This is a genomic window from Chitinophaga skermanii (genome assembly GCF_003259335.1).
Classification (GTDB): Bacteria; Bacteroidota; Bacteroidia; order Chitinophagales; family Chitinophagaceae; genus Chitinophaga; species Chitinophaga skermanii.
In genome coordinates this window covers 199355-224668 of sequence record NZ_QLLL01000008.1, presented here as the reverse complement: position 1 = coordinate 224668, position 25314 = coordinate 199355, and the positions used below count along the sequence as shown (strand labels likewise).

At 38.7% G+C, this 25314-nt stretch carries 27 protein-coding genes; 5 read left to right on the top strand and 22 right to left on the bottom strand.

The annotated features are described in order from the left end of the window. Nucleotides 1-2: 2 nt before the first annotated feature. The 6 genes from LX64_RS20525 to LX64_RS26515 form a co-directional block, all read right to left on the bottom strand. A complete protein-coding gene (locus tag LX64_RS20525; RefSeq protein WP_158538696.1) occupies nt 3-1859 on the bottom strand; it encodes a phage terminase large subunit family protein in 1857 nt (618 codons plus the stop codon). Between the two features lie 7 nt (nt 1860-1866). Further along, nucleotides 1867-2361 carry a hypothetical protein gene (locus LX64_RS20520; RefSeq protein ID WP_111599570.1) on the bottom strand — a complete coding sequence of 165 codons (495 nt, stop codon included), beginning with the start codon at nt 2359-2361 and terminating at the stop codon, nt 1867-1869. A 41-nt stretch (nt 2362-2402) separates the two neighbouring features. Further along, on the bottom strand, nt 2403-2591 hold the full coding sequence (locus tag LX64_RS20515; RefSeq protein WP_111599569.1) for a hypothetical protein: 189 nt from the start codon (nt 2589-2591) through the stop codon (nt 2403-2405). Between the two features lies 1 nt (nt 2592). Then, a complete protein-coding gene (locus LX64_RS20510; RefSeq protein ID WP_111599568.1) occupies nt 2593-3657 on the bottom strand; it encodes a radical SAM family protein in 1065 nt (354 codons plus the stop codon). A 168-nt stretch (nt 3658-3825) separates the two neighbouring features. Continuing rightward, on the bottom strand, nt 3826-4479 hold the full coding sequence (locus tag LX64_RS20505; RefSeq protein WP_111599567.1) for a ParB N-terminal domain-containing protein: 654 nt from the start codon (nt 4477-4479) through the stop codon (nt 3826-3828). Between the two features lie 1260 nt (nt 4480-5739). After that, nucleotides 5740-5982, bottom strand: a complete 243-nt coding sequence (locus LX64_RS26515) for a helix-turn-helix domain-containing protein (protein WP_111599565.1) — start codon at nt 5980-5982, stop codon at nt 5740-5742. Nucleotides 5983-6649: 667 nt separating this feature from the next. On the opposite strand from LX64_RS26515, the gene LX64_RS20485 reads away from it, so the two are divergent. Next, complete coding sequence (locus LX64_RS20485) at nt 6650-7264, top strand: hypothetical protein (protein ID WP_111599563.1); 615 nt, start codon at nt 6650-6652, stop codon at nt 7262-7264. A 936-nt stretch (nt 7265-8200) separates the two neighbouring features. Here LX64_RS20485 and LX64_RS20475 read toward each other — a convergent pair. The 7 genes from LX64_RS20475 to LX64_RS20445 all read right to left on the bottom strand — a co-directional run bounded on the left by LX64_RS20475 (nt 8201) and on the right by LX64_RS20445 (nt 12263). Next, nucleotides 8201-8875 carry a hypothetical protein gene (locus LX64_RS20475; RefSeq protein WP_111599561.1) on the bottom strand — a complete coding sequence of 225 codons (675 nt, stop codon included), beginning with the start codon at nt 8873-8875 and terminating at the stop codon, nt 8201-8203. A gap of 12 nt (nt 8876-8887) precedes the next feature. After that, nucleotides 8888-9373 (bottom strand): hypothetical protein, encoded by a 486-nt coding sequence (locus LX64_RS20470; RefSeq protein WP_148707405.1) that lies wholly within the window; start codon nt 9371-9373, stop codon nt 8888-8890. Between the two features lie 68 nt (nt 9374-9441). Beyond that, nucleotides 9442-10194, bottom strand: a complete 753-nt coding sequence (locus LX64_RS20465) for a hypothetical protein (RefSeq protein WP_111599559.1) — start codon at nt 10192-10194, stop codon at nt 9442-9444. Beyond that, nucleotides 10187-11041, bottom strand: coding sequence for a DUF1376 domain-containing protein (locus tag LX64_RS20460; RefSeq protein WP_158538694.1), 855 nt, complete (start codon nt 11039-11041; stop codon nt 10187-10189). The genes LX64_RS20465 and LX64_RS20460 overlap by 8 nt, the downstream gene beginning before the upstream one ends. A gap of 89 nt (nt 11042-11130) precedes the next feature. After that, a complete protein-coding gene (locus LX64_RS20455) occupies nt 11131-11316 on the bottom strand; it encodes a hypothetical protein (RefSeq protein ID WP_111599557.1) in 186 nt (61 codons plus the stop codon). A 158-nt stretch (nt 11317-11474) separates the two neighbouring features. Continuing rightward, nucleotides 11475-11945, bottom strand: coding sequence for a hypothetical protein (locus LX64_RS20450; RefSeq protein ID WP_111599556.1), 471 nt, complete (start codon nt 11943-11945; stop codon nt 11475-11477). Between the two features lie 81 nt (nt 11946-12026). After that, a complete protein-coding gene (locus LX64_RS20445) occupies nt 12027-12263 on the bottom strand; it encodes a hypothetical protein (RefSeq protein WP_111599555.1) in 237 nt (78 codons plus the stop codon). A 439-nt stretch (nt 12264-12702) separates the two neighbouring features. On the opposite strand from LX64_RS20445, the gene LX64_RS20435 reads away from it, so the two are divergent. After that, complete coding sequence (locus tag LX64_RS20435) at nt 12703-13341, top strand: helix-turn-helix transcriptional regulator (protein ID WP_111599553.1); 639 nt, start codon at nt 12703-12705, stop codon at nt 13339-13341. A 262-nt stretch (nt 13342-13603) separates the two neighbouring features. Continuing rightward, nucleotides 13604-14278: a YjjG family noncanonical pyrimidine nucleotidase gene (locus LX64_RS20430; protein WP_111599552.1), complete on the top strand. Its 675-nt coding sequence runs from the start codon at nt 13604-13606 to the stop codon at nt 14276-14278. Here LX64_RS20430 and LX64_RS20425 read toward each other — a convergent pair. The 8 genes from LX64_RS20425 to LX64_RS20390 all read right to left on the bottom strand — a co-directional run bounded on the left by LX64_RS20425 (nt 14268) and on the right by LX64_RS20390 (nt 20804). Further along, nucleotides 14268-14855, bottom strand: coding sequence for a dihydrofolate reductase family protein (locus LX64_RS20425; protein WP_111599551.1), 588 nt, complete (start codon nt 14853-14855; stop codon nt 14268-14270). The genes LX64_RS20430 and LX64_RS20425 overlap by 11 nt on opposite strands. A gap of 94 nt (nt 14856-14949) precedes the next feature. Beyond that, nucleotides 14950-15858, bottom strand: coding sequence for a helix-turn-helix domain-containing protein (locus LX64_RS20420; RefSeq protein ID WP_111599550.1), 909 nt, complete (start codon nt 15856-15858; stop codon nt 14950-14952). 62 nt (nt 15859-15920) lie between these two features. Continuing rightward, entirely contained in the window at nt 15921-16724 is an 804-nt protein-coding gene (locus LX64_RS20415) for an SDR family oxidoreductase (protein ID WP_111599549.1), read from the bottom strand. 172 nt (nt 16725-16896) lie between these two features. Further along, nucleotides 16897-18150 carry an adenylosuccinate synthase gene (locus LX64_RS20410; protein ID WP_111599548.1) on the bottom strand — a complete coding sequence of 418 codons (1254 nt, stop codon included), beginning with the start codon at nt 18148-18150 and terminating at the stop codon, nt 16897-16899. A gap of 78 nt (nt 18151-18228) precedes the next feature. Continuing rightward, nucleotides 18229-18798, bottom strand: coding sequence for a Crp/Fnr family transcriptional regulator (locus tag LX64_RS20405; RefSeq protein WP_111599547.1), 570 nt, complete (start codon nt 18796-18798; stop codon nt 18229-18231). A gap of 103 nt (nt 18799-18901) precedes the next feature. Next, complete coding sequence (locus LX64_RS20400) at nt 18902-19360, bottom strand: DUF1569 domain-containing protein (RefSeq protein WP_111599546.1); 459 nt, start codon at nt 19358-19360, stop codon at nt 18902-18904. A 93-nt stretch (nt 19361-19453) separates the two neighbouring features. Beyond that, entirely contained in the window at nt 19454-20401 is a 948-nt protein-coding gene (locus LX64_RS20395; RefSeq protein WP_111599545.1) for a polysaccharide deacetylase family protein, read from the bottom strand. Between the two features lie 7 nt (nt 20402-20408). Next, the gene (locus tag LX64_RS20390) at nt 20409-20804 is read right to left on the bottom strand and encodes a DoxX family membrane protein (protein WP_111599544.1); all 396 of its coding nucleotides are present in this window, start codon (nt 20802-20804) and stop codon (nt 20409-20411) included. Nucleotides 20805-20886: 82 nt separating this feature from the next. Between LX64_RS20390 and LX64_RS20385 the strand changes: the two genes are divergently transcribed. After that, nucleotides 20887-21726 (top strand): AraC family transcriptional regulator, encoded by an 840-nt coding sequence (locus LX64_RS20385; RefSeq protein WP_111599543.1) that lies wholly within the window; start codon nt 20887-20889, stop codon nt 21724-21726. A gap of 204 nt (nt 21727-21930) precedes the next feature. Next, nucleotides 21931-24342, top strand: coding sequence for a glycoside hydrolase family 3 N-terminal domain-containing protein (locus LX64_RS20380; protein WP_245952757.1), 2412 nt, complete (start codon nt 21931-21933; stop codon nt 24340-24342). A 128-nt stretch (nt 24343-24470) separates the two neighbouring features. Here the strand turns inward: LX64_RS20380 and LX64_RS20375 are convergent, their stop codons facing one another. Further along, nucleotides 24471-25253: an alpha/beta hydrolase gene (locus LX64_RS20375; RefSeq protein ID WP_111599542.1), complete on the bottom strand. Its 783-nt coding sequence runs from the start codon at nt 25251-25253 to the stop codon at nt 24471-24473. Between the last annotated feature and the right edge of the window lie 61 nt (nt 25254-25314).

Here is a 25314-nt window from a genome sequence, read left to right as displayed (position 1 = left end):
TGCTATTTGTTACGGTTCCAATAAGAATCTTTGTTACTTTTCTTTATAGTTTTTGTTATTTTCTTTTCTGCAATGGATTGTACCACGTTGGTTTCTGTTATCCAGCGTTCATTGCTCCACCGGTCACAACCGATTATTGCTGCTGCTGCACGCGCGTATACACGGCAGTCCAAGGGTTCGTTTCTTGGGTAACGCTTCACCCATACGTATGATAAGTAGCCTTTTTTGTTTCGTACAATCTCTTGAACTTCGGCCGTCAAGCCTTTAAAATAATGGGTTTCACGCTGCGGCATATAGCAATAACCGTATGGTACTTCGCCAGTGGATGTATCAACCGATTGACGCAGGTTTGCATAAATTTCTGATTTGATAAAACTAGAACCAATATGCCACACCTTTTGCTTACCGATCTTTTGCCCGTGTTTTACCGTATCGATTATTTTGGGAGAAGAAAAGTATGCATTAAGGCTATCGCTACCTTTAATTGGAATTACCCGGCTAAATGTGTGCTTCTTAGACCACCTATAAACGGTACTTGTATTATAACCACTGTCTATGCAAGCCAATCTAAGGGGAAGTTGTGCGCCATCCTCCCGGCTCCATGTTTCACTCAATATTTTATCGAGTTCGTTCCATACATCTTTTTTAGTAGTATCACCAACTAATACACGGTAATCGACTGATTGAGTTATACCCTGTGGCATCCAACCAACTATTTCTAGTTCTACACGGTCGCTTTGCACATCGATCCCCGCTGTCAAGAAGGCCACGGACCTCATTAATGTATTTGGTAAATATTCCATTGCCCTATTGTAAATAGCTTCCCATTCAGGCGCTTCCGTAATTTCTTTGTATGTTTCCCCAAGTACCGTGTTAAAGAATGCTTTCATTTTAGCGTCATCACCTTGGGCGTTAACCCATTCTTCGGTAATTTCAGCCCACGATTTCCAGCCAAAAGGTGAGTACAATGCATTTATATGATAACCTACTGTCCTTTTATCTTTTAACTCCGGCTTTGATGCTATCCATTTGCCTTTTGACAACATATTGCCTTTGTGGCGTTCGGCAATCTTTCCTTTGCAGAAAGCACATTCATAATAGGTATTTTCGTAATCGCGACCTTCCCAACGTAATTGGGCAAAAACAAGTTTCTGAAATTCACCGCAAACCGGGCATGGTACATGGTAGTAGCGTTGATCTGTTAGGAAAAACTCGTTTGATATTAAGGATCTTCCTTCGATTGTTGGAGTACTAATAATTAGAATTTTCCTATTAGGATAAGTAGAGGTGCGTTTCTCCGCAAGAATAATCGGCGATCCTTCACCGTCAACATCGTTTGGGTATGCATCTACTTCATCCAAGAGTAAAAAACGGACTGGCATACTACGCAAGCCAACACCAGAATTTGCACCCGTAAGTACCAATGTCCCCCCTATAAAATCCTTTTGGCTTATAGTATTACTGCTATCCTTTGCTTTACTTGGTTTAAACTTCTCCGCTAAAGATGGGGAAGCGTCGATCATTGGCGTAATACGCATTTTACTGTTGCGTTTCACCATATCAACTGTAGGATTTACTACCATTATTGGCCCCGGTGCACAGTCTACGATATAACCAATAAAATTGTTACCAACTTCGGTAGCTCCAATTTGCGTACACTTTATTATAACGATTTTTTGAACGGCACTACCAACACTCAAATGGTTCATGGGTTCTTCCCAATAAGGTGTACGCGCTGTACGATATAAACCAGGTTCCGCAGAGGAAACACTATCAAGGTGGCGTTTGGTATTCGCCCACTCCGAAACCGTTAAACGTGGTTCTGGGGTTAATCCTGCAATAAATCCGGCAATTAACAATAAATGATTATTTAGCAATGGACGTAAGCTTTTCTAAGACTTCGTGAATGGCGTTTGTTAGTATAGCGTGCGCTTCGCTTCTTGTTTCGGCAGCTATGATATTATCAATCGTGCGATCCGGTATATTTAGAAACGCGGTGCGTATTTGTTGCCCAAACTTGAAAAGTTCTTGGTAAACTGCTGCTTTGTTAACTAGTTCTTCCTTCTTTTCCTTTAATTCTAGTGCAATCAATTGAGCCGATAATATTTCTTTTACCCGTTTGGCATCGTTGTACGAACTATCGCTATCCAGCGTTAGGCCCTTTTTTGGGGTGTCGTTTACATGGTTATCCGTAGACGCGGCATTATGAATATAGCCCCACTCGGCGTTGGCAATTTCTGGAATAATCTTTTTTGTAGCAGCATCCCATCCTTTAACTATTTTGCCGTCCTTAATGGCCCGCCTTACCGCTTCGTTGGACACACCAATTTCCTTGGCATATTGACGTTGGGAAAGTTGCATAATAAAGGATTAACCCCCTAAAATAATAGGGGGCATTTAACCTAGAAGGTGTCTTTTGTAATTGCTTGCTTGCCTTTTGCGGTGAAGGAAAGATCGCCGTTTTTGTTTGCTTTCAACATACCTTTATTAACAAGGTTTGTAGCAATTTTCTTTTGCTTCGTAGAAAGATTGTTTCGATTTACTCCCTTAGTGACGGACGCGCGTAACGCTGGTTTTCCACCTACTGCCATATTATATAGTATTGGTTAAAAAGTAATTTTCGCTAAACATATCATTGTTAAAATATTGAATGAGGTTTCCTTGTGCATCCAATGAAAAGTTGGCGGAATCTTCATGTAGTTCAATACCTACAGCATATTGAAATAGGCTTTCATGCAATGATCGTTTCATCCGGCGATCATTCCAACTAAGTTGTAACAACCGCTTAAAACTTTGCTTATAGCCTTCCTCGCTTCGTATCTCGTTATCTACATCGCGGTTCATGCAACGCATATAAGGCGATATATTGAAATCACCTTTCGGAAGCAACGGTAATAGTAAATCTTCGAATTCTTGGTAATAAACTGGTTCGTTGTTCGCCTTGTTTTGAATGCACCAGTTAAGAAATTGATAAATGTTAGGGAAGCACTTATCGTATTTGTTGTAGAATGCATCGAAGAAATTATTGCCGCCGACATGATTAATACCTTCAACAGCTAAGCCCTTATCCAAGGCATACTTGCAGATATTAAGCATGAATTGCTCTACATGAGGTTGAATAATTCGAGAACTTTTAACCCCTTCTTGAATAAGGTCATTACCTAGCATCGATTTATCACGTAGGGGCATGACCGCCAACTGCTTTGTATTAAAATGTAACGGCGCCATCCAAATACCATGTACTCCCTTATTGCGTAGAATGTCAATAAGCAAGTAAGCATCATTGTTCGGCAAAAAAGTTGGGGACGTTGGGTTGATACCTACAATAACATCATGCCCCAATGACTTCAAATTATCTATAAGTTCTAAACGCGATTGGATGGAAGGCGCCGCGGGTTCATACCTTTTGCGAATATCATCATCAAGCATAGGTATGGAAATGTACCATACCGACGATGGTAGGAATTTGAGTACATCCTCTATACCCTTGCCGCCTCGTGTCTGGATTGTAACAGGCACTTGCAGGTTGGTAAGTATTTCAATCACAGGTACAGCCTGCGCGTAATTTGATGTAGCGAATGGATCAACTAAATTTGAAATTAGCACCGGGTATTTTTCCCGTAATAGTGTTGCCTGTAGCGAATTGCTACTAAACATACCTTTTAACTGCGTTTGAAAATCTTTCGTAGAGAACGTGCGTTGCGGATTGTTTAGGTTTGCAAAGCAGTATGAACATTTATGGGAACAGTAATTAAAGGAAAGTTGAAGGGGCGCGGGATGGATTAACCAGTCGCCAACATAGGGAAATATCATAAAACTTTGTATTTAGCTGGTAACGATAGTAAACATAAGTTGAAAGGCGGCGGTGTCGTTCGATACCTTTGCTTGTTTCTTCCAAGCATCAAATTTTAAGCGCTCCGCTTTAGTAAGTACAATTGAAAGCGGGAAAAGATTTTGTTCAAAACTAGCGGCTGGTGTGTGTTTAGTGTTATCTTGCCGCTTAACCTCTACTTGCGCGGCACTATCGGTGGCCCCGTCCGGTTCGTAATCGTAAACTACACTGGCCATTGGATCATAATCTAGGCCAAGGGCGCCGAGGTCCAAGTTTAAATCGGCGCTTAGTACACCTACAGCATCAAAATCGATATTAAAGTTTGTTTTAGAGGTCGTGTTGTCAAGTATTGCCATTTCACGACCCTTTTTTGTCTTAATGTCAACATCAACGCGCTGGGTAACCACCAATGTTTTACCATCCGTAGGCACTAAAATAACCTTATCGTAGCCTTGTTTTTTGGCTTCATGGGTTATATGGTTTCCTGCTATGATTACATTGTTTTTATCGACTAGAACGCCGCGCCCTAGCCCATATTTGGATATTGACTTGTTTATTAAGCCTTCACCATTAATGGTGCCTTTATTTAAGTTTTGGGCATCCTCTTTTAGTTCGCTGATTGCGATTTCTCTTATCGTATGTTGCATTAGTTAGGTTGTCAACTTCAAAAAAATTCTTACGCTAGCGGTTTTCTGCGGCTGTGCCCACCCGCAAAGGGGGTACTATTGGGAGAACCTTGCTCATAGGGGGGGACTTAATTAATATTCTCTTTAACATCTGTTCTGAAATTTGAATATACCTGCGGGACTATAAATTAGAACCGGAGTTCAATACGATAGATTTACATTTTATACAAAAAATTCAATATTATGTATAAAGTTGAAAATTAAAATCAAACTAATTTCAGCAAAGATAAATACTTGTAACTAGTTGGATATTAAAGCAATTAAGTATTTTTTTGATGCAATTTTTTAGCAACAAAATTAGATCATTAAGAATATTTAAAAGTTAGGCGGTGAGCTTTCTAAGAATTTTAAAAAGATTAAGGAGCAGATAATTATTTTTTATTAAAATTATTAACATGGTTAACAACTTAATTCTATAATATAAAAAGCTGATACATAGTAGATTGCGTACTTTTTACTATATGAAATGGAAGGTAGATTTTGTCGAAAAAATCGAATATTTTCATTACTTCAACAAAATAAATGGGGATGTAAATTTTTTCGGGGTAGTATTTCAATTATCTTTGAAACACACGTTAAATATTTTTAAATACTGCTCCTGTGAAAAGGGGTATAGTAAAAATTTTCATTTTATGCAGATAATAAAAAACTGGTAATGAGTAACGTACCCGCTTACTTACCAGTAATTCTAAAGGGTACATAAAACTCAAAAGATGGTTAAAAAGACCCATAGCCGAAAGCCTCGGAAAAAAGGCCACCATGCTTCTGTTACTGAAACAGAGGCAAAAAAAAATCATTGTAACTGTGGCTGTGTCCACAAAAAACAATCGATTTTATTATTACTTGGTAAACAAGCTGCCAATATGTTGTTTAACTTCATATTTCAAGCTGCAATTAAAGGAGCCTTGCACCTCCTTTAATGCGTTTACCAAGATTTTTTGACTATCTAAAGCCGCTATATATCATGTAGCGGCTATCTTTTTGCTTAAAGCAATATATTAATAGAACTTCATTCCGTCTAACACTGTGAGTGGATAATTAATTACTCGATTACTTCTCGCTATTATGCTTAATGCTGAGAAAGTACGTTTAAACGTACTAGCGAAATTAGCTGTTTTTTATTAAACTACAAATAATTTCATTAACAGTGGTATAAATAGTTATTATAACCATTAAAACATACTGAATTTAATAACATAATGTAAATGGCTTAGGTTATTGTTATTCATAACTCAATTCATCAGGGATACTAATTAAATCGTTGGGGGTAATTTCTAAGACAAAACATAGTCTAATTATAGTGCTTAGCTTGGGTTCATGCACTCCTTTTAATATATTATATATAGTTTTCTTCTCCACTCCAGCTTGATTCGCCAATGTTTGATAACTCAATTTCCGCTTTTCCATATAAAATTCTAGCTTTTTCCCAAACTCGAGTTTATATATCTTATTGGATTCTAACATCTAACAAAGTGAAGTAAAAGAAAGTTTCAAATTGGAGTAGTTTACTACTCCGTTCTTTAAAAATTTTTCTATATTTGTAGAAATAACTAAGAAAACTAAAATCAGTTTTGAGAATCATATATTATTTTTGCGATTCGTAAAAATATTTATAGGCATCTTGCTTCGTCTAAATGCAGGGAATACGTAGGAAACATTCAATTTAGCATTTTGGTGACGTTTGGCAAACAGAATGCCCATGCCATAGCGTGGGCTTCTTGTCCGTCACCAAGCCCCTCCTACGGGTTCCCTGCGGCAAGGAGATTCCACGCTTTTTTTGTTTTCTTGTTAAAATCATGTTTAACCCAGTCAAACTAATCGTATGACAGACTTTAACAAGTGGAATATTGTTGATCCCGAGAATGTCGCTTGGCGTTCTATTAAATTCGAGGAAATCCAAGAACATAATTTATCAATTATGCTCAATAATGTAGAAAAACTCCTTATTGCCACTCTCGAAATTTCCAATCTATTTATTGAAAGTAATCTACCTACAACCTCACTTTCATTATCACTAGTCAATATTGAAACTACATATCGTTTACTAGTTTATGCTAGACTAATGAGGAACAAAAGTATTTCACTTAAAAACTAGTAGGCACAAAATTTTTTTAAGCATAAATTTTTCTAAATGCAAAATGAAGATTTTCTTTTTAGTATAAGACTAGAAGAAGTAGGGAAAGAAGTGATTATAACTGATCGCGTTTATTATCAAATTCAAAGAGTACTAAATCCCCAACAGCTTACACTTATTATTAACTATTTTTTTGAACTAACAATATCATATGTAAGAGTATTGTCCAGTAAACATGAATGGTATAATAAGCTCATGCTAAATTTCTATTCATTATTTAGGTTGTCAGCGACAATACTTAAATATGGATTTGTACAAGAAGAAGAAGTAGTTAGAATGTTTTTAGAGTTCTGTAGAGAAGTTTGTATAAGTAGGTTCCGAGAGCGGATAGATCATCTCGTTTGGCATTACAAAGGAATAACTGAAACCCCTAAAGACTTCGTACATCATGCTGCCGGCAATTATACTGATTTTTATGAACTACTATTACATGCTTCTCCATTATCTGAAATTTTTAATGAACGTTTGGAAAGATATCATGACCTGAATATTGGTTTTGATGTTGATATTTTTGATGATTTCACCTTTGATTTCATCACTGGTGATTATTTCGGTACTATCGGATCAATTTGGCAAACTAGTATTCAAGTTAAAAACATTTCTACTCTGTAAAAATCTAATTTCAAAGACCATAATAAATTTTGTTAAACATGGTATTGATAACGTACGAAGAAATTGGACAGGAATTCGATAAACTCGCTGTCACAATGAGAGGAAATGAGTATATAGGTACACTTTCTGTTAACCATAATAAGCAGCAGCCAATCGTACTTAGAAAATTTTGTTGTAAGTACTTAAACTGGGACTATAGTTTATATTATCGAAAAATGGGAGGGTATGATGTAATGCGTAAAAATGAAACTGCATTTGTGAACATGATTAACCATAAGATATACTATTATCTCTCTACAAAATATAAATGTCCATATACAAAAAATAAGAAGTAACGGAACTAAAAGGTATAATTCATAGCAAAAATTCATAAAGAGAGATTCTTCTTTCCAATGTTACAGCACAAAAATGGGAAATTTAGTACCATGAGCTAAATCAAAGTAGTCATTGTCTAAATTTCATGAACTAACCCAAAAAGGATTCTTCCTTATTGGCTATTTTAATCAATTGAAATTAGATTGGTTTTAAAATCAAACAAAGGGTTAGTAAAATATAGCGTCTGAGTTTAGAGAGGATTAGCTGTGAAAACGGTTAATTATAGGGTAAATGTACCATGGGAGGATTCTTCTTCCTATGGCTTCTTCAAATTTTTTAAAAATATTTTTCATCCATTTTTTGTTAATCCATGTCTTATATACCAATGAGGGATACTCCCTCATTGGTTTTAATGAAACCAAAAATATAAAGTATTATGTGTTTGAGAATTGCGATTACATAATAACAACTAAATGTTATTTATAACACGATTAGTTTAATTTAGCAAAAGAGTTCCTTATATTTTCCCACATGTTTACCCAAAGAGGATTTTTCTTCATTGGTTCATTTTTTAATATTACTTTACTCTATTACAACCTATTACAACGCAGCATAATTTTATCATTTTTCCAGAGTAGCTAAACGGTATTTTAATTCATGCAACAAAATATTAGGTACCACATCGTGAGATTTTTTACTAATAACTTCCATTGTATTTTTATTTACAACAGTTGAATAAATTGAAATTGAAAGTAACTTGGTAATCTTTAGATCACTGCCTGTTTTCTGTTCACGCTTTGTTCTTTGTTCAAATCCACCAGATGGACTATACCAACCACGAGCGTATACATGAGCATTGGAAGGAATCATAAATGCATAAGATATTAAGATTCTCTTTCCTTTATGTATCTCAACTGAAACACCTAAAACATTTCGACGAGCCTTTCTTTTAGCTTTCCTTTTTCTTCTAATAATACTCCCATTTTTGTTTAATCGTACCTGTTCTTTGTGTGAAGTAAACTTAGGGGAGAAGTCCTTAAGAGTTAATGATTCGGAATTGGCTAGAATAGAGGCTTCTAATGTGTTGCTAAATGCCTTATGGTGGACTATTGATTTATCCAAACTTGATTGCGTGATTTTATACTCCGAGTTTATTATTTTTTTTGCAGTTGTTCGTAATTGCAGTGCCGATTTATTCAAGGTAGAAGCTAAAGCTAAACGCAATTTTTTATCACTTAGCGAATCTTTGAAGTTATTAAGTTTTGCTAAGACATTATCGATATTTAAATGTAGCATGCAATTAATGGTTTATTTAACAACATGAATAAATTGCCCATCTTTATATTTAAACTTTACTTTTCCAACTGATGTTTGAACTTCGTAAATGATTTCTCCAAAATGTAGGTTAATTGCAAATGAAATAATTTTAGGAGGTACAATGCTTGGCAAAACTATTTTTGGTTGTATTGATTGAATTAATTTTTGTTGTAATTCGGTTGATATAGTTACATCCTTTTTTATTATCCCCAATAAAATTTTGAACCCATCTGGTTTGTTCGCTGCCTTTAACAAATTTTCCATTTCAAAACTATTATCTACGTTATACAAATATTTGTAACGATCACTAGCTATATATGTATAATGCTGTTGGGCAAATACCCATTGTGTATAAGGTGTAAAAAGGAACGTTTTAATACTGGAACTATTAACTTGTTGTCGAACAAAATACTTATAACCCTTCTTCAAAAGAAGAGAAAGAGTATCATTATCAAAATTAGGTACAATATCTTCCATGTTAAGCATATAACAAATTTATGTATAGCGACGATTAAGCCAAAATTATGTTATACTTGTTGCCTGATTCAATGATCAAGTTTCTTAATGTATTCAAGCAACAAATATTGTTTTGCTATTGCAACGATTTTTCCTTCAAGTTCTTTGCCCGAAATATTAATTTTAATTATACTAAAAGGCTCACGATAACTAGTATAATAATAAGTCTTTGCTTTTTCTAAATCCAGTGGAGCTGTAATTTTATTAGCACGAATCAAATAGTCAACTATGTAGGTTGGGATAAAGTCAAAATCTAAAGTACCGGCACGATATTTCTCCCTTAAAAAACTTATCATTTGCTCGTTGCTTTCTTCATTTTTCTCATCCAATGAAATTTCTTCCTTCGGAAGAATTAAATTTAAATGATGCTTATAATCTGCAATTGCCTTACTACGCATTTCGCTTCGAATATAACTTCGAATGAAAAACATGAATGTTTTTAAATTAAGCCCAAAATAATCACCGTAAGAATCGTAAACTCCATTACGTAGCGCAATTTTCACTTCATCTACTGTTAACCTTGGTACTTCTTCTAGTATCCTTTCGATTAGTTCACCACATTGAATGGCCAGTTGACTTGCATCTGCTTTTTGCCCAGCTATAGAGTAGGCCATTGTCATAGCGTCAATAAGTTTGCTATGTGTGTTCTCCAATACTGTATTATTCGACAAATCTAAGTCCCCAAGTTTTTCGCTACCTAAGGCTTTTACTATGTTTTGTTCCTGTATACCTAGTTTGCTTAATATTCTATCGCTAAATTTTATTACCCCCCTATTATCCATTTTCGTGTAGCTTTTTGAGTAAAAGTTTAGCCTTATTCGCTTCTTGGACATTATTCCCCATTACACCCGCGGCTTTAATAGGTATTTTACCCATGTTTTGAGATGAGGAGTTCCCTAGTTTATTAGCAATGGCTTGTAAATATTTTTCAATCTGGGTAATGGAGAAATCCTTGTAGAATGAATCTGTAATAATAAAACTTACAAGCTGTTCCCAAGTGTCAAGAATTGAATGCCGGTCGTTATCATTAAGAAACGAAAGATTGGAAGCCGATGCAATAGATGATGCAATTTTAAGTAGCGCTGGGAAGTCTTTATCCCTTTGTACAAGGTATTTAGGCTTGTAATTTGTGAAAATGTTCAACATATTTGGAACCAAATAGGTTGAACCAACGATTTCGCTCTTTGCAGTTAGCTTATCTCCGCGTTTGCTTTCAATTTCAAATACTTTTTCATTTTCATTTTCATTTTCATTTTCATTTTCTAAAGGTATTTCTTTGGTAAACATTTGGTAAGTTTCTGGTATAACATTTGGTTCTTTTTTACTCCATCTTTTTTTTACATTGTCTGATTGCTTTTGTTTATGTTTTTCGCGAGTATCACGAATTATCTCCAATCTTTGGTTTTGTAATTTACCATCGTTGTCACTAAATTTAGTTGAAAGTAATGGCCACGTTTGTGTAAAACTGCTGCAAATACGCTCTAAACGTTTTTTATCATTAGGAATAAATCCTGCATCCCATTGGTAGATAAGCAAACGAATGTACGCCCCGACCTCTTCGTCTGTCCAGTCGAGGGTTGCGCCGCGAAAATCGTTGTAATAGAGCGGCAAGATTGGGTCTTTTGCCATGTTGAAGAAATTAGCCAACAGCATACCATCTATTATAATTGTGGTATGCTGTTGGTACTAGTTTGGTAAATAAGGTTGCTCGGTTATTTCTATGCTATAGTCATTTTTGTAGAATTTCGACTTTTATAGCCACGCCGTTTGACCTTCAACTTTGGTTTGCTATTCCAATAATGATCAAAAGTAGCTGCAACATAAATTTTCCCATCCTCGGTAACATAATATAATACGCCATCTTCGATGTAGTCACGAATAATTACTGGTTTTGTCATTTGCATAATAGCTAGGTTTAATTGTTATCAAAAAAGTCTTTCCACTTGTTCAAATGGCGCTTGCGTTTACGCGCCTTTATCCACAAAAAGGTAAGCAATGTTGTACCGCCAATTACTAGTACTGTGATGATTATTGTCTTCATATAGTAGGTATGTGTTGTCTGTTATGAGTGACACAAAGATCGTCCTAACTTAATAGGTCTGTAAAGTGGATGTGCAGGATAAGGATTACTTTGCTTCAATATCAAAGAAAGAAGCGTCGTAAAAATGAAATTATTGAGCGCCTTTACATCCAAGCAATTGCCAATCTCTGAATTTGTAAGTGTTTTACCATCTTGTTTAAATATTAGGTATTCCTTTTGTCCAAATATGCCTACTGAAATTGTTAAATCCCTTATTGGGTTTAACTTTTTAGCTATTGCATAAAAAGCCAGACACGCTGGTGATGTAGTAAACATCGCAATCGTATAATAGCTTTCGGCTTCTACCGCATGTATTTTTAGCACGGTACCGTATGGATAATCATTTATCGAGAAATTTACTAAACGACAATTAATTTCAGTGAACTGGCAAACCCCTATTATAGTGTCGAAATAATACCCGTTCCTAACTATTATATTATAAATTTTATTCATAAGATTGTGTTTGAAAATTTTAAGGAAGTAGAAACCTCCCTAATACCCTTAATGTTTCATTGTTTGTCAGTGAATAAGAATTTACGCGGTTAAATAGAACTCAACGAGTTTTTGATGCTCTATTGCCGCTTTTAATGCCTTTTTGGATTTGCTTTTAGGTTTAGTACTCTTCGACAACGAGTTCTCCCCGGCTATTCTAAACTCGATTTCAACTAAAAGGGCAATTGATTCCCTGTTTAATATCGATGATAGCTTTTGCCTTAATTGGTGAACCTGTTGAGAAAGCTCGCTATTGGGTAATTCACCAAGGTTTACCATCTTAGAAACTTTGTATTAAAGTATCACGCTTTTGCAACTCGACGTTGGCAGCATCTAAAACTATACGTAGACATTCAAGTCGAGGGGAGGTACCTCGCAAAACATTGATAACAATTGAGTAGCTTACCCCGTTATCCGCACAGATCTTTTTTAGATTAACTTTTTTTAAAATAGACTTTGCCCGGATGATTTGATCAGATGCAAGTCCGTTGGGAAAGATTTTATCTGTCATAAAACAATGTAAAGTAAATAGTTAGGTTAAATAAACTGAAAATTAAAAACACATATTTGTGTGCTATACTTTCATGTACTGCAAACATAAATACTTTATTTGCAATAATAAAACACAAAAATGTGTGAAATATTTGCAAAAAATTGCATTTCTTTGCAATTACAAAATGGGCTAAGGCTCCCGTGATATAAAAAATTTTAAAAAAATATGCCTGCAATTATTGAAACCTTTGAATCTTGTAATTTACAAGTATTGCGCGCCGTTGCCGAACTCTCACGGGAAGACTTCGCAGATTTAATAAATGTAACTATTTCTTCGGTCGGCTATTATGAACGCGGGGATTACCAATTGCCCTTACCGAAGGTCATAGAAGTATGTATTCACTTTGATTTAAGTGTAGATAGTTTCTATTTACTTAACCTCGAAAAAGTACTGTTGAATTCTTCGGGGACAGTAAAAAAAAATTGGCAGCAAAAACTGAAACAAGCCAATAATTATTCGATAGTTGAGAAGTTTAAGCTATTACCAAATTTTGATACAAAAAATCTTCATTTGGGGCATAATCTCAAGATTATTCGTGAAGCGAATCGATTGACGCAGGGAAAGTTTGGCGAATTATTAGGTGTTACTAGGGATGTAATTGCAAACTATGAACGTGGTGCGATGCCGCCAAAAGATATACTTGTTAGTGTATCACATAAATTTGAGCTAAGCATTGATTCACTACTATTCTTTGATTTTTCATTTGTAAGAAAGAAAATGCCTGATTTTATTCTAGGCAACGATTTCGTAACCACGGTGAATAAGGCTTTAGGAGAATTTCTTACCTTGAAAAAGTCGAAGTAAAAGTCGAAGTAAACTAACTTTTAAGTATGAAATATTATTTTTTAACAATTGATAAATCATTGATTATCTGGCGATAATTAAAACAGGCGGGTATGAAGATTGCGGGGTGTAGAATCCCTCTTCCTCCGCTGAAAAAATTATCACCCACTAAAGTAAACGCTTAGTGGGTTTTTCATTTATATACGGTTACCCAATCCCGTATAACCCGCTACAGGATTCATTTTTGGTCACGTGTAAGCTTACCCATTAGAAACGAGGAGATATGTATAAAGCTATTTTTTTTGATGTAGACGATACGTTATTGAACTTTCAAACCTCCAGCCATGCTGCGTTTATCAAGGCTTGCAGCACCATGAACTTAACCTACGAGGATCGTATTTTCAATTTATTTACAGAGATAGATGCCGCTTTGTGGACGGAACAGAAGAAGAACCGCCTAACAGTACAACAGGTGGTAGATACTAGGTTCCAGCAACTTTTTACACAATTATCACTGCCGTATTCTGCTAGTGAAATGAACTATATTTACCTAGGGAATTTAGCGAATGAATATGCTTTGGAACCGGCTGTAATGGAGGTAATGCAGTACCTGGCACCAAAGTATCAACTGTATGTAGCGTCAAATGGCTTTTTATCGATGCAGCAAAGCCGGTTAAAGTTGGCATCGTTATCTGGTTACTTTGCCGACTTGTACGTATCAAACGATATTGGGTTCGAGAAACCCGACCAGCGCTTTTTCCAAGAAATGCTGAAGCGTAGCAAATTAGGTAGTAAAGAAGTATTGTTTGTAGGCGATAGCTTAGAAGCCGATATGGCCGGGGCTTCTAATTACAACATCGCCACCTGTTGGTATAACCCAAGCAACAGGCAAGGTATAGCCGGTGTATCACCGAACTATACCATCCAAAACTTATCGCAGTTAATGACTATTGTATAACGGAGCTATAAATGTGCGCCACTGTACCATTCGGAAATACTTTCGCTTCTAGCAGCTTTAAATACTTTGGAATAGTACTCCCATTGAAGATGGGTATACCTGCTCCTAAAATAATTGGATGGATGGCTAAGTAGAATTCATCGACCAGCCCCGTAGCGATCAAATTTCGCATGAATTCGGCTCCGCCGATAGCTGATACCGGTTTCCCTTCTTCTGCTTTTAATTTGGCTATTTCCTCGGCTAAATCGCCGCTGAGGATACGAGCATCGGCCCAAGATGCAGCAGCAGGTGATGGATTAGGTCCTGGATCGTAACCTTTATATCCTTTTTGGGTGAACACAGCTTTGGGAATACTATTCATATGTTCTGCAAACGCATCGGTAGAGGTTAACCAATAAGGTACCATGCCATCGAACGATTTACGGCCCATGATAATCATTCCCGCTTCGCTGAATTGGCTAAGTGCCCAAGCCTTCGACTCGGCATCGCCGGTTTTGAAAATCCAGTCCATCTCACCATTAAGGCCCGACACAAAGCCATCGAGCGACATGGACATTTTCATCTGTAATTTTCGCATAACACAAGGAATTTGTATACCAAATATACGCTAGCTGCATGGTATTGCTTGGTGGAGGAAACGACGATTTAAGGGGGCAGATGCGACTTTCTGCTTATTGGAATGTTTGCCGGAATGCCAGCGGCGATACCTGGGTTTTCGTTTTGAAGAATTTGCTGAATGACTGTGGGTGTTCAAATCCCAACTCGTAAGCAATCTCGCCTACGCTTAAATTTGTAGAAGCCAGCTTTTCCTTGGCTAGCTCCACAAGTTTTTCATGTATGAGGTGTTGGGTATTTTGTCCTGTTACAGCCCGCAACATATCACTCAAATACCGGGGCGAAAGATTCACCTCCTTGGCCAAGTATTCCACCGTAGGAATCCCGTTGCGCAAAGAAGTATGGTCATTAAAGTAATCATTCAGCAAATGTTCTACCCGCGCTAATATATCATGATTCACCACTTTACGGGTAATGAATTGACGCTTATAAAAACGGTTACTGTAGTTCAACAAAACCTCCAAGTAAGATACCAGTACATCTTGACTGATTTCATCGATCGAAGTATTCAATTCATCGGCAATGTTATCGAACAAACCAAGAATTACTTTCTTTTCCTTCTCACTAAGGTGCAGGGCTTCATTGGTTTCGTAGGAGAAGAAACCATATTTCTTAATGGTACGATCTAAGGGATAATGACGAATAAAATCGGGATGAAACAAGAGTGTTGTACCGTAATACTCAGCACCATTATCTGTAGCGATCAGTTGGTTGGGAGAAGTAAACATCATCCCACCTTCGTTAAAATCATAATATCCTTGCCCGTACCCCATTCTCCCGGTAGAAGAATACTTGTAGGAAATCTTATAAAAGTTGAGGAAAAACGGTCGATCCAATTCGGCAATATCTGTCGCAATCTTCGTGTTATCCGCCAAGCTAATGAGAGGATGCACAGGCGGTGGCAATTGCAAAATGGTGTGCAATTCCGAAATCGATGATATCCTTAATGGCGTTTTCTTATCCATACTATAAAATTACGAAATGAAAACTACACAGGCATGCGGCTAGCCTGTGTAGTAATACAAGATTATTTACCCATGAATTGTGCCTGTATATCGGCAATAAAAGCTTCATCGCCTTGCGCTACACGTTTGGCATACGTTGCTTTCGCATCCTCACCTGCGATGTAACGTAACTTTTGCTTACCATCCGTAGCGGCTTCATACACCACTTCGGCAATTTGTGCAGGAGTAGAGGCATGGTCCATCATTGACCCGAATTTCGACATCATATCTTGAATCATTTCTTCATAGGCAGGGCTGCTGGCTAAGTCTAAAGAACGACCGATAAAATCAGTAGCGATACCACCGGGAGCCACTGTTTTAATGCCAATACCAAGCCCGTTCAACTCGTACCACATACTTTCACTCCATCCTTCCAAGGCCCATTTCGTGGCATGGTAGGTAGAACCTAAAGGGAAGGCCACATGGCCACCGATAGATGTTGTGGTAATAAACAAGCCACTTTTCTTTTGCCTAAAATAAGGCAAGAAAGCCTGCGTAACGCGTAAAACGCCCAGTAAATTGGTATCAAGCTGCTTGGTGATTTGATCGTCTGTTAAGGCTTCTAATGGGCCAATTAAACCATACCCGGCATTATTGAATACAACATCTACACCCAATGCAATAGCTGCTTTTACGGTAGATTGAATTTGATCGAGATTCGTTACATCCAAAGGCAGCAAGGTTACATTGTCGAGCGCGGATAACTCCGTGTCTTTTTCCGGGCTGCGCATGGTAGCAATTACTTTCCAGCCTTTACTTTGAAACAATTGCGCGGTAGCTTTTCCTAGTCCTGTAGAGGCACCTGTAATGAATATTGTCTTTTGCATTTTTTACTGTTTTATTTGGTACTGTAAAATTGCATCGACGCCGCAAACTAGAAGTAGCCTAATTGAGTTTGCTTGTAGCTAAAATGACGGAAGAGGGTAAAAACAATACCCACAGCGCCGAAACGCCATGGGTATGTTGAGGATTGTGTTTTTTTGTGTCTTATTAATCCTACTATCGTTGAATCATTTGTGCTCTATCCGGGCCTACAGATACGTAGGTAATAGGCACCTGGAGCTCGTTTTCTAGGAATTGAATATATTTTACCAAGGCTGGTGGCATAGCTGCTGCATCGCGGATAGCGGTAATATCTTCCTGCCAGCCTTCCATGGTAATATAAGCGGGTGTAGGGGTTTCTTTGTTGATGAAGTGTTGGTTGTTGGTGTAATGTGTGCAGATTTGGATGGTATCGAGTTGGGATAGCACGTCGGCTTTTGTCATAATTAACTGTGTAACCCCGTTTAGCATTACGGCATACTTCAAAGCCGGTATATCTAACCAACCTACTCTCCTAGCGCGTTTGGTAACGGCACCAAACTCTTGTCCTTTTGCACGGAGCGCTTCACCTAGTTCATTGTGCAATTCTGTAGCAAAGGGGCCATTCCCTACACGGGTACAATATGCTTTGAATACACCGTACACTTCGCCGATTTTACGTGGTGCAATGCCTAATCCCGTGCATACGCCCCCGGCTGTGGTGTTGGATGAGGTAACGTATGGATACGTACCATGGTCAATATCTAGCAAAGTAGCTTGTGCACCTTCTGCTAGAATAGGTTCACCGGCGGCTAGTAGTTCGTTAAGTTGTTTTTCTGTATCAACAATGGGGAATTGGCGTACTAGTTCGATACTATTGATATATGCTTCGAAAAGTGGTTGAATGTCGATAGTTTGGTTGTAGGCTTGTTGCATGTAACTAGCATGTGCTTCCATCAACAGCCTACATTCTTTTTCGAAAGAGGTTGATAAGATTTCTCCTACGCGTAACCCTTTACGCAAGATTTTATCGGCATAGGCGGGGGCAATGCCTTTTTGGGTAGAACCTATTTTGTTCTCACCGAGGCTTTCTTCTGCAAACTGGTCGAGTAATTTATGGGTAGGGAGAAGTAAGTGTGCTTTATATGAAATAGATAAATTCTTCCATGTACGAAGTTCGTATCCCAATCCCTCTAATGTATTCACTTCTTTTTGGAATGCCATGGCATCGAATACAACACCCGTACCAATTACATTCTGTACATCCTTTCTAAAAATACCCGATGGGATGGTGTTTAATACTACTTTCTGACCATCAAATATCAAGGTATGACCGGCATTGGCGCCGCCATGGAACCTTGCTACGGCTTTGTATTGTGGCGATAAGATGTCTACTATTTTACCTTTGCCTTCGTCGCCCCATTGTAGGCCGAGTACAATATCTGCTTTCATGTTTTTTCGTTTGATAACGTGCTCAAAATTAGCACCGCTAACAAGTAGTACAATTGTCAAATGACAAAAAGCGTATGCTTAGCCAATATTTCTACGGATTCTACTTAGCGAGGAAGGAGTAACGCCTAGGTACGAGGCGAGCATGCTTTGCGGGATGCGGTTAGCGAGGCCGGGGTAATGGTCTAAGAAATGCAAATACCTTGTTTGTCCATCTTGCACCAACATATTACTAGCGGCTTTCATTTTGTTTTCTAATACAGAAGCATTCAGTCGTGCAAATAAAGTACTCCAGTTTTCTATCTTCTCTTCTAACAAGGCAAAATCGTCGCGGGAGATGGTTAATATACGGGCATCTGTTACGGCTTCAATATATTCTGTAGCAGGAATTCTATCAATAAAACCATTCATATCGCCAATAAATCGTCCTTCGTATACAAAATACCGTGTAAAGTCTTCCCCCATTTTATTGTAATAGCACGAGCGGAAAATGCCGTCTTCCACGAAACCCAACCTGGCACATATACGGCCAGCCTCAACGAAATAATCGCCTTTAGCGATCGTTGTTTCCGTTGTAACGCTTTGTAGTACCTGTTCATCTTCTTTCGTTAAACGACCAAATTGCTGGATGTATTTGAACAATGCTTCCATTATATAAAGTTATGGATAGTAAATGGATCAATTTCTTGTCATTTGGCAATAAAAAAATGCTTACACCTTTTGGGCATAAGCATTTTCAATATTTTGTTGATCATCATACCCCAAACTGGCGTAAATGATGATCGAGGTGCTTATAGAACATGTTATTCCATTCTATTGTTGACATGGGACCGAATGATAAAGATTCTTTACCATCGAAATGTGTTTCACCGAGTTGTTGGGTTTGCAAAACATAATTCACTAGGCGTTGTCTTTCTGCGCTAAAATCTTTATCGGCGCTTACTAAAAATGCGGGTGCAGTTTTGCTGTTGTGTGGGTAAGGCACTTCATTAATAACGTGTTTTTTTACAAAGCTTTTTAATACGAAACGCAATAAGAAATTTGGTTTGTGGTGCTTATTAGTAAAAACCATTTCGTACGGAACGCAACAATGCGCCATCATTTGTGCTACGTTCATTTTACCCCATTGCGGCTGTGATGCCGGGGTTAGTTGATGGATTCTTTCAATAACGCTGTCGGTAACAGGTTTAGTAAAAATATTGGGGAGGGCCATGAAAAAAATGATTGTTTCAACCTAAAATAAGCTTTCCAGGCCATAAAAAAGAAAAACGCTTGTTAAATCTACACAAGCGTTTCCTTTACGTTTTTATTCCCGGATACTCGTTTTATCGGCCAACGCCATCCTGGCGATCTCATCTTTTCGTTTGAATGCAACACCTTTATGTTGTTGTATGTAGGTTAACAATTCGCTCATAGCCTTCACCATTTGCGGCGTACCTCCAATTCTATCATGCAAGCTGATCGACATTTGCCGGCGTTTTGTAGCTGATTCTACATACAATTGATCGAACTCCATTTTCACTTGGTGTACGAATTGATCGGCAGAAAAGTTCTTCCCTTCAATCAACAGGATATCGTTGTTGCGCAAGGTATACGGTACCACGGCAAAATCGGCATTATTTACTTGGATAATAAAAGGCTCGTCGCGGCTGAGATCATCGATGTGATAAATAAATCCCAATTCTTGCAAGATTTTCAGTGTATTAACGCCCCTGCGTAACCAGTTGGCGTTGTACCCAACGGGTTTTGTGCCTGTAATTTTCTCTATAGCGTCGGCGCCTTCTTTGATGAACTGCTTTTCTTCGGCATAACTCATGGTGTACTGGGTCGACCAGTTCATGCCATGTGCAGCAGCTTCATGGCCACGTTGTACAATTTCCTTCGCCAAAGCGGGATTTTTAAGTACGGCCGAGCCTACCATGTGGGAGGTTACTTTTACACCGAACTTATCCCAATTATCCAGCATCCTAGGAATGCCTTCTTTGTAGCCATATTCGAACCAAGTAGCGCCGGGCAAATCGATATAGCCGGGCTGCATGTTTTGCGGGAAAGGGCTTTCCGCATTATCGGGCTGGCCACCGGCTTCAAATTGCATGGAGATGGAAACGACCAGCCTAGAACCATCGGCCCATTTGGATTTTTCTTGTTGCATATCCTTCTTGTTTGTACTGGCGAACGCATTTACAACAGGGGGTACCAAACCCGCCAATCCCAAAATGCTTCCCTGCTTAATAAAACCTCTGCGAGAGCTCATTGTTGACTTATTTTTTAAATAGTTGGTCGAGTGAATACAGGTTGGCTGTTTGCACATATTGCACGAGTATAGCGAAAAACGCCACGTGGATCAATTGCGATCCCAAAGCCTCCCAGTTTTCAATTAAAGTGGTACCTGCAATAAGCAAAATCATTACCACCCCACCCGCTACCAAAGCCGATTTGGTAAACAAGCCCAATACTACTAATAACCCCACTAAAAACTCGGCAATGGGCAGTACATAGCTAAATGGCAATACCAATGCTTTAGGCAACATCGATTGCTGGAAGCTGGTAACCATCCAATTGGAAAAGGCAGCGAGCTTGGGTAAACGAACAACTCCATGGCCCAACATGCTGGCGCCGATGGCTAATCTTAATAATAAAAAAGTAGTGGCATTCATATAATAAAATGTTTATACAAAATTGACAGTTAACTGCTTTTAAAATTTGTATTCCGAAAGGTTTCATTTGTATTTTTACAGGATGGAAATAAGAAACATCTATCAACCTTTCGAATTGGAACTTTTGAAAGTAGATGAGTATGTAGCAAAGTCACACAAAAACACGTTCTTCGAAATGATCTTCGTGTTGGAAGGAGAAGGTGTGCAGCTTGTAAACGGGCATAGTTTGCCCTATAAAGAGGACAAATTATTCATGATATTCCCAAAGGATAGTCATTCTTTCGAAGTAACGAAACCTACTACATTCTTATTTATCCGCTTCAACGATAGTTACCTCAAAACCCAAGCTGCAGAATGGATACAAAAGGTGGAATACATCTTCCACAACCATAACCACATGCCGGGTTGCGTAGTTAAAAATACGATGGACAAACCCTTATTGCGGGCTATCATACTCGCAATTGTACAAGAACAACAACATCAAAACCCTCATCAGCAGGCATTAATTAGTCAACTTATCAATACCATCATCACCATCGCGGCACGCAATATCACGCTGATGGATACATTGGCTACACCTGCTACTACCATGGAACAGGCATTACCATTGTTGAACTATATTCACGAACACATTTACGAACCAGGGAAATTACGGGCAGAAACATTGGCGGAACATTTCCATGTATCGGTGAATTATGTAAGCGAATATTTTAAAAAACACAGCGGTGAAAGCTTACAACAATATATCACGCAATACAAAATCAAACTCATTGAAACACGTTTACGCTATACGAACAAACGGTTGGGCGAAATAGCATTCGAGTTTGGGTTTACAGATTTAAGTCACTTAAATAGGATTTTCAAAAAGCACAAAGGTCAAAGCCCCACAGCGTATCGCCAGCAATATGTTGTAAATGAATAAGATGAACAACAGGGCAAGTTGTAGAATTGTTGTCGCCACGCCTAGATTCCAATAGTTTTTAAACTTTTTTCTATGGAAAATTGATATCCTGTAGAAAATAAGAACCAGTCAATGTATAATTCCCTATTTTAGTTGATCCTATATTTCAACAGTGAACAAACGCCATTGGAGCGTCGTAATTTTTTATTTTATTAAATGATGTCAATGAAGATAGCCAAACACGGTATGCTCGGCCTTGCCCTTATATCTATGCACTTGCAAGTGTCGGCGCAGAAGAAACAACCCGCGCAGCCGGCTGTTCCGAAAAATGCTTTGTATAAAAATGCGAGCATCGACACGGAAAAAAGAATCCAAGATCTCTTACAACGCATGACAGTCGAGGAGAAAGTGGGCCAGTTATCGACCATGCTTGGCTGGGATATGTATACAAAAAAGGGCGACCAAGTAGGCGTTAGCGATGCTTTCAAGAAAGCCATTGCTGAACAAAAGATTGGTAACCTATGGGCTACCCTGCGTGCCGACCCGTGGACAAAGAAAACATTAGAAACCGGTACACACCCTGTACAATCAGCAGAAGCCACGAATGCTTTGCAGCGTTACGCGGTGGAGAATACGAGGCTCGGTATTCCATTGTTGTTGGCCGAGGAATGTCCACATGGGCATATGGCGATTGGCACTACGGTATTCCCCACTTCTATTGGCCAAGCGAGTACTTGGGATGTAAGGTTGATCCAAGAAATGGCGACCGCTATTGCGGCCGAAGCTCGTTCCCAAGGTGCACAGATTGGTTATGGACCGGTGCTTGATTTAGCCCGCGAACCACGCTGGTCGAGAATGGAAGAAACCTACGGGGAAGATCCTTACTTGATTGGGCAAATGGGTAAAGCCATGGTAAAAGGATTCCAAGGAACTGATTTAAAAGATGGTAAGCATGTGATCTCTACATTGAAACATTTTGCAGCATATGGATCACCGGAAGGTGGCCATAACGGCGGCATTTCGGTAGTAGGAGCAAGATCATTACAACAAGCATATTTACCTCCATTCCGCGAAGCAGTTAAAGCAGGCGCATTATCCGTAATGGCGTCTTACAACTCTATTGATGGTATACCATGTAGTGCGAATGCATACTTATTGAAAGACGTGTTGTTGCAGCAATGGCAATTCAAAGGTTTCACGGTATCCGATTTAGGTGGTATACAAGGTTTAACGAGCACACACCATGTAGCGGAGAACCATGTAGATGGTGCTGCGCAGGCATTGAATGCAGGATTGAATGTAGATTTGAGCGGAACAGGGTTTGCAGACAACTTATTAAAAGCAATCAAACAAAACCTTGTTAGCATGGCTACTTTGGATACAGCTGTGGGCAACGTGTTACGTATGAAGTTTAACATGGGCTTGTTTGAACAACCGTATGTAACACCGGCTACTGCGGGCAACGTAGTGCATAGCAATGCGAACCAAGCATTGGCGAAAAAAGTAGCTGCCTCCTCGATTGTGTTATTGAAGAATCAAAATAATGTATTGCCGCTTAGCAAGCACTTGCAGCGCATTGCTGTGATTGGTCCTAATGCGGATAACGTATACAACCAATTAGGCGATTACACTGCACCACAAGCCGACGGGAAAGTTATTACAGTTCTTAAAGGTATACAGTCGAAACTAGGCGCAACTGCGAAAATAGCATACGTTAAAGGCTGTGCAATTCGCGATACAGCCAATCAAAATATTGATGCGGCTGTAAAAGCGGCGCAACAAGCAGATGCTGTTGTATTAGTACTAGGTGGATCGAGTGCACGCGATTTTGAAACGAAATATCAAAGTACCGGCGCTGCGGAAGTACAAAAAGGCGCGGTGAGTGATATGGAAAGTGGTGAAGGATTCGACCGTGTGAGTTTAGATTTGATGGGTTTGCAGAATAAGTTAATGGAAAAGATAGTAGCTACCGGCAAGCCTGTGGTGTTGGTATTAATTGAAGGTCGCCCCTTAAACATTAACTACGCAGCCGACCATGTTGCTGCAATTGTGAATGCTTGGTATCCAGGTGAGGCAGGAGGTGCCGCCATTGCGGATGTACTATTTGGCGATTACAACCCGGCAGGCCGTTTACCCGTTTCTATCCCTAAATCGGTTGGGCAGCTACCGGTATATTACAATTACTTACACGCCGGCCGACACGATTATGTTGAAATGGAAGCCAAACCATTGTACAGTTTCGGGTTTGGGTTAAGCTATACACAGTTTAGGTACCAACAATTAAAAACCATTGTTACAAGCAAACAAAACTCGGTAGCTGTAAATATCAGTTTCGTAGTAACGAATAGTGGCAAAGTGGCGGGAGATGAAGTGGTGCAATTATATTTACGTGATGACGTTAGTAGTGTTGTAACACCTGTACAACAATTAAAACGTTTCGAGCGTATTAGTTTGAAACCGGGAGAAACCCGGGAATTGAACTTCCTTTTAACAGAAGAAGATTTAAAACTGCTCAACCGCGACATGCAATGGGTTGTTGAACCGGGGAATTTTACCTTAATGGTGGGCGCTTCTTCTGATGATATTCGCTTAACGGAGAAATTCAATGTGCCGAGTATTATCAAGATTCAGCCCTAATTTATTTTATAGACCTATCAACTATTGATATAGAAAACGCCCTCTACTGTAGTAAAGGGCGTTGTTGTTTTATATCGAGCGTAACGTCAAAATCCAAAGCACATAAATTCTTCTGCCAAGCGGGTAGCTTAGTGTTGTTGAATCCAATTCAAGATGTACGCAGCATCTTCCTTCCAAGTAGGTTGACCTAATACATAGTGGTTTCTGCCCTTGTTCACCTTGTATTCTGTAACACTTTGTTTATCACTGTACTTTTTAAAGTTCGTGTAGTTCAAAGAAGCCGGCATAATATGGTCGATTTCACCTGCCATGAATAAAAGGGGTGCATGGGGTTTTTTGAAATCGATTTTAGCTGCACCGGTTAATCCATCGCGGCTAAGGCGTTTAGATTCTGGGATAGCGTAGGCTTCATATGCAGCTTTTTGCTCTTCTAAAGGCATGCCATTGGTAAAGGCATACTGCCATTGGGGGAAGCTCATTAAGAAAGACTTATTAGGATTGGTAAAGAAACCTAATGGACCCCATGTGGCTTTATAGAATGAGAATTTGCCGGTTAGCACTCCTTGTGGAGGTACGGAGTGGATGGCCACGGCAGCTTCGGCAAGGCCACGTTGTACGAGTAACTGGGTAATTAAGCCGCCCATAGAGTGACCAACAATAATGGGTTTTTCGGGCAACGTTTTGATAACACCTTCATAGAAATCAACGATTTGTGTTAACCTATTAGAAGCAATACCGGCATCGGGCTGGCGTTTTCTAAGTTCTGCTGCACTACCTTCTTTATGAGGCCATGCTGGGGCGAAAGTTTTGTAACCTGCTTGTTCGAAATAGTCTTTCCAAGCATTCCAACTAAGGTTACTAACAAAGTTACCTGTAACGAATAATACTGTTTTTGAATTGATCTGTTTCATGACTTTGGATTTTTTTGTTTTACAATCCAAAGGTCCGCCGATATCTCCTGGTAAATTTTAA

Excerpts from the sequence above, each read along its gene's own strand:
- LX64_RS20485 (WP_111599563.1), top strand. The coding sequence starts at position 6,650 with ATGCAAAATGAAGATTTTCTTTTTAGTATAAGACTAGAAGAAGTAGGG.
- LX64_RS20435 (WP_111599553.1), top strand. The coding sequence starts at position 12,703 with ATGCCTGCAATTATTGAAACCTTTGAATCTTGTAATTTACAAGTATTG.
- LX64_RS20445 (WP_111599555.1), bottom strand. The coding sequence starts at position 12,263 with ATGGTAAACCTTGGTGAATTACCCAATAGCGAGCTTTCTCAACAGGTT.
- LX64_RS20425 (WP_111599551.1), bottom strand. The coding sequence starts at position 14,855 with ATGCGAAAATTACAGATGAAAATGTCCATGTCGCTCGATGGCTTTGTG.
- LX64_RS20475 (WP_111599561.1), bottom strand. The coding sequence starts at position 8,875 with ATGCTACATTTAAATATCGATAATGTCTTAGCAAAACTTAATAACTTC.
- LX64_RS20470 (WP_148707405.1), bottom strand. The coding sequence starts at position 9,373 with ATGGAAGATATTGTACCTAATTTTGATAATGATACTCTTTCTCTTCTT.
- LX64_RS20465 (WP_111599559.1), bottom strand. The coding sequence starts at position 10,194 with ATGGATAATAGGGGGGTAATAAAATTTAGCGATAGAATATTAAGCAAA.
- LX64_RS20380 (WP_245952757.1), top strand. The coding sequence starts at position 21,931 with ATGAAGATAGCCAAACACGGTATGCTCGGCCTTGCCCTTATATCTATG.
- LX64_RS20405 (WP_111599547.1), bottom strand. The coding sequence starts at position 18,798 with ATGGAAGCATTGTTCAAATACATCCAGCAATTTGGTCGTTTAACGAAA.
- LX64_RS20420 (WP_111599550.1), bottom strand. The coding sequence starts at position 15,858 with ATGGATAAGAAAACGCCATTAAGGATATCATCGATTTCGGAATTGCAC.
- LX64_RS26515 (WP_111599565.1), bottom strand. The coding sequence starts at position 5,982 with ATGTTAGAATCCAATAAGATATATAAACTCGAGTTTGGGAAAAAGCTA.
- LX64_RS20515 (WP_111599569.1), bottom strand. The coding sequence starts at position 2,591 with ATGGCAGTAGGTGGAAAACCAGCGTTACGCGCGTCCGTCACTAAGGGA.
- LX64_RS20385 (WP_111599543.1), top strand. The coding sequence starts at position 20,887 with ATGGAAATAAGAAACATCTATCAACCTTTCGAATTGGAACTTTTGAAA.
- LX64_RS20455 (WP_111599557.1), bottom strand. The coding sequence starts at position 11,316 with ATGCAAATGACAAAACCAGTAATTATTCGTGACTACATCGAAGATGGC.
- LX64_RS20430 (WP_111599552.1), top strand. The coding sequence starts at position 13,604 with ATGTATAAAGCTATTTTTTTTGATGTAGACGATACGTTATTGAACTTT.
- LX64_RS20400 (WP_111599546.1), bottom strand. The coding sequence starts at position 19,360 with ATGGCCCTCCCCAATATTTTTACTAAACCTGTTACCGACAGCGTTATT.
- LX64_RS20395 (WP_111599545.1), bottom strand. The coding sequence starts at position 20,401 with ATGAGCTCTCGCAGAGGTTTTATTAAGCAGGGAAGCATTTTGGGATTG.
- LX64_RS20410 (WP_111599548.1), bottom strand. The coding sequence starts at position 18,150 with ATGAAAGCAGATATTGTACTCGGCCTACAATGGGGCGACGAAGGCAAA.
- LX64_RS20390 (WP_111599544.1), bottom strand. The coding sequence starts at position 20,804 with ATGAATGCCACTACTTTTTTATTATTAAGATTAGCCATCGGCGCCAGC.
- LX64_RS20375 (WP_111599542.1), bottom strand. The coding sequence starts at position 25,253 with ATGAAACAGATCAATTCAAAAACAGTATTATTCGTTACAGGTAACTTT.
- LX64_RS20520 (WP_111599570.1), bottom strand. The coding sequence starts at position 2,361 with ATGCAACTTTCCCAACGTCAATATGCCAAGGAAATTGGTGTGTCCAAC.
- LX64_RS20460 (WP_158538694.1), bottom strand. The coding sequence starts at position 11,041 with ATGGCAAAAGACCCAATCTTGCCGCTCTATTACAACGATTTTCGCGGC.
- LX64_RS20450 (WP_111599556.1), bottom strand. The coding sequence starts at position 11,945 with ATGAATAAAATTTATAATATAATAGTTAGGAACGGGTATTATTTCGAC.
- LX64_RS20510 (WP_111599568.1), bottom strand. The coding sequence starts at position 3,657 with ATGTTTAGTAGCAATTCGCTACAGGCAACACTATTACGGGAAAAATAC.
- LX64_RS20415 (WP_111599549.1), bottom strand. The coding sequence starts at position 16,724 with ATGCAAAAGACAATATTCATTACAGGTGCCTCTACAGGACTAGGAAAA.
- LX64_RS20505 (WP_111599567.1), bottom strand. The coding sequence starts at position 4,479 with ATGCAACATACGATAAGAGAAATCGCAATCAGCGAACTAAAAGAGGAT.